Raw genomic sequence first — 4,430 nt, forward strand, 5'->3', positions numbered from 1 at the left:
GGAAGTAACTTATCCCCCAGCAATCCGACCAACACTTCGTTTGCACCACCGGCAATAGCTCCGGCGCGGAAATCACCGCCCATGGCTTCGGCTAGCAGGCCACCCAAGCCTGCGTGCAAGAGAATCTTGGTAATGCTTCCTTCAGTTAACTCAAGATCTCCTATCGCCATTGCCCCTTTGGCGCCACCTATGCTGGCCGCGGCAGCGACTGCCGAACTGGCCAGGTTATCCGCAAAGCTCCCGCCGTAAACGGCTGTTTTGATTACTGCGTCAGCCGTTACTTTTACGGCGATGGTTTTTGCACTTGCCGAATCGAACCCCAACTCACTCGGCTTGTATCCAAGACCATCGGCCACACCCGCTGTCGCAACTGCCACCGCATAGCCTTTGATGCTGTCCTTGGATGTAACATCTTTCACAACCTTCCCAAGGTTGCCTCTATTGTCAACTGTACTGACGGTGGCCTTTGTCGCGACACTGATAGCGCCAGCCTGTAACATCGAGTTCATACCGGCCATCATTGGCCCCATTACAGCTGCCAAGGCAATTGCAATGATCAATTGCGAAGCCGGGCCCAATCCAGAGTTCTGATACTTGAAAGACTCATGAACCTCCTTCACGAGTCGCCAGTCAACATCGCCTCTCGCTTCAGCCTGTTTTAGCCAAGCAAGTTGTGGATCAGCTTTGACCATCGCATCAATAGATTGACTAACCGTCTGTTGGTCTATCTGCTTGACATCGATTGTCAGCCCGTTAACAGCTTTAATCGCGATACTTCCTTCAGCAGACATCTGCGTCTGACGAAGTGTCTCGTCTGTATTGCCTTTACCCTTTGAGGAAGTCCAGAAAGCATCATTATTGCTTTTGGTATGACTTTCGTCATGTAGATCCTTCACCCCCTCAAACGTAACCGCACCACCACTTTGAATCGTCAGGTCCTTACCGCTCTCCAGCTTCGCGGCCTGAAACTTCTGATCGCCCCCACTCGCCAGCAAAAGATCTCCACCCGTAGTAATTTCACTGCCGATGTTTTTCACATCAGTGATTTCGTCACGCTTGGTTTTCTTCGCCCCAAAACTCCCCTTCTTCTTTTTGTCATACAGCGAATAATCACTGTCCTGCGCAGCCAAGATGTCGAGGTTTTCACCGGCAACCAGGTACGCCTCTTTACCCGCAGTAATACGGCTGGAGATCACGGAGAGGTTCTGGCCCGCCTGCAAGGCAACGCTGCCCCCGGCATCAATATCGGAGGAGATTTGGCTGACGTGGTCTTCCTGGCGGGTCAGTTTTTTGCTTTTCGACAGCGAGTGTTCTTCGTCCGCCGCAGAGCTGATGGTGAGGTTTTCGGTCGCGGCCATGGCGATGTCGCGTTTGGCGTCGATCTGGCTGGCGATGACGGAGATGTCGCGTCCGGCCTGAACGGTCAGGTCGCGCCCGGAACTGGCGGTGGAGCCCAGTTGGGTGATGTCGCTGCTGTTGTGTTTGCTGTCCGAGAACAGGCTGTTGGTGACTTCGGTCGGGGCGATGGTGACGTCGCGTCCGGCCTGGATGGTCATGTCACGACCGCTTTCCAGCACGCTGCCTTTGTTGATGACGTCGCGGCCTGCCGAAATGCTCATGTCGTTGGCGGCTTCGATGCGCGCGGCACTGTCGGCGAACTCGTTGTGGCGCTGACCGAGCACACTGTTGTCCATCGAGGTGATGCTGCGTTCGTTGATCACGTCGCCGTTGATCGCGGTCAGTGAAACATCGCGACCTTTGATGATGCCGCCAGCGGTGTTGATCAGGTCATTGCCCGCGAGCAGATCAAGCCGGTTGCCGGCTTCTATCAGGCCGGCGTTGATCAGGTTGTTGCCTGCGACTGCCGAGAGGTTGTTGGCGGCGTGCAAGGTACCGACGTTGTCGAGGTTTTGCCCAGCGATCAGTGAGACATCGTTACCGGCAATCAATGCGCCGGTCGGGCCAAGGCGATTGTCGGCCTGTGCCAGATACAGCACCGGCACCAGCACTTTCTCGCCATTCACTTCGTGCTCTTCGAGCCAGACGATGTCGTGGGTCAGCGCTGCGACCTGTTGTGAACTCAGCGATACGCCGACAGCCAGGTTCAGTTGCTGTTTGCTGGCGATGGCGTTGTTCATCAGGTACTTGAACTGCGCCTCGTTGGAGGTCTGTCCATCGATGAAGGCCTGACCAGTGCGGGCCACGACTGCCTGCTGAACGAGGCGCTGTTCATACAAGCCGTCGCCCAAGCGCTTGGCGCTGACTTCCGGGTCGTAGCCCAGACCGGCCAACAGGTAGTCCGAGCTCATGAACTGCTTGAGTTCGGTGAGGACCGGGTTGGTTTCGATCAGGTATTTTTGCGGTTTGGAAACGAACGAACTGCTGGGCAGGCCCTGCACTCGGGTAACGGTTTGTGCTGCGGCAGCAGCGACCGGGCTACTAACCGTTGCAGTTACCGGGCGGCCCTGAGCATCGCTTACAACCTGACCGGCACTGTTGATACGCGTGCCCTGCACCATGCCGGCATTCTGGACCGCCGAACTACTGGATCCTGTGGCGGTTATAACCGGCAGACCCGTCGAACCTGCATTTTGCACAGGCAGCAAAGCACCACTTCCCTGATTGCCCGTCGCTATACCGGTGACGCTGTCGACGCTGGTTACACCTGTGGAATCAGACGTATGGCCTGGTAGTACAAATCCGCCAATAGGCGAGGCACTTGGCGCGCTGGCGTCGAAGGAGGATGCATTGGCGCTCACGCCTGTGCTTTGCCGTGTAACCGAAGCAAGCTGACGAGTAGCGTTGGATATCTGGCCTACCGAGCCGATCTGGATGGTGCTTGCCTGTGCATCGGAAACGGTTTGCTCGCGTTGAGCGACGGAGACCGCTGCGCCGCCCATTGTCCAGCTTTGTGGCAAGCCGATGGGTTGGGCAACAGCGGCTGCGGTACCGGTCTGGCCGCTCAGACGGAACAGTCCGTTCTGACCGGTGGGCAGGCTGAAACCTGGCAGGCTTAGTGGGTTAACTTGTTGTTGGGCCAGGTCGGGGGGGAGCTGGGCGTTAATTAACACTACCGTAGGTGAAGCACTTCCGCTGAGTTGCGTTACGCCTAAGCGGGCGGCACCTGTACCTAACGTAATACCTTCACGAACCACACTATTACTTAAATCCTGGGTAGCATTTATGCGAACAGTACCGCCTGCCTGCACTACCGCATTCTCAGAACTTGACGCATCATTTGCAACTACAACATTTTCAAAAAAACTAGCATTTTTCACTACATCAGGTGCTTCAGTTCTAACCCCATTACTATACGTCGGCAATGGAGGAGAAAAGGCATGCTCTCCGGTTTCAGAGGGAACCCAGATCCAGCCGAATGTAGTTACGTGGCTCGATTCCCGACCATTTCCGCTTGTTGCCTGAATAAACTCTGTCCCATCAGCAGTCCATAAATGTAAATTTGCCCTAGAAAACTTCCCACCTACATAATTATCAGAGCTCTCATAGCTTGGGTCATTAGCGGCATTATACGCCAGCACGCTGTACCAAAAAGGTAAACCATCACCAGCAGCAAATGAGCGGCGTATTGTATAATTGCCAGCTGTAGCGCCTTTATTGGTAAACTTCTGCACACCAATAGATAAATCTCTTACAGCATTAAGTGTTGACGCATTATTGACAAACTCACGCCCCACCCCCGTCAGATTACGCCCTGCGGTTATAGTTGATGACGCAGAATTCTTTGTAATTTTGGACGAATAGTTCTCGACCCAAACCATATGACTAGACTCAGCTTTCATGCGATAGGAAGAGCACGAATAGCATTGAACGCCAATAGCACCTGAAACCAAGCCTCCTACAGCCTCAAACACATCCTTACGGTTTTCAAAATAATCAGCGGCAAGTGATAAGTCCCCACCGCCCTCTATAGTCGCAGACACATTATTTATCGAAGAGCTCCAGCCATTATTATCATCACGAGCAATACTGAGATTGCCCAAGCTGTAAACATCTGCAAAGCGATTGGTAAAGTTACCAACGCGCAAGGCCATATCACCGCCACTGAACAACAATCCATTCTGATTACTCAATGAATCGGCATTGATTCGCAGATTACCGGTGCTGCCCAATGTACCTTGGTTAATCAATGAAAATGCATTGACTGTAAGATCGCCCATTGACGTCAGACGTCCAAGGTTGGTTAGGCTTGAACTGCTGGTAACTGTTCCACGTGAGCCTGCGGTGATTGCGGTAGCAGCATTTAGATCAATCTGCGCAGCGCTGAGCCCAAGAGTACCTACGCTGCTCATGCGACCACTACCGCGATAGCTGCCCAGATTGACGCTTACATCTCCATCACTCGCAATCAACCCATCATTCGTCCAGTTCCCGCCACTCCCGCTGAACGAATTCGACGCCAGCAATTGCCC

General features: G+C 53.8%; 1 protein-coding gene. It reads right to left on the minus strand.

What is annotated here, in order from left to right:
• Positions 1 to 4,430 (minus strand): DUF637 domain-containing protein (locus tag RYB09_RS27025; protein ID WP_316891011.1); only part of this gene is annotated, 4,430 nt, incomplete at both ends.

The organism is Pseudomonas syringae group sp. J254-4 (assembly GCF_032586855.1).
Taxonomy (GTDB): domain Bacteria; phylum Pseudomonadota; class Gammaproteobacteria; order Pseudomonadales; family Pseudomonadaceae; genus Aquipseudomonas; species Aquipseudomonas amygdali.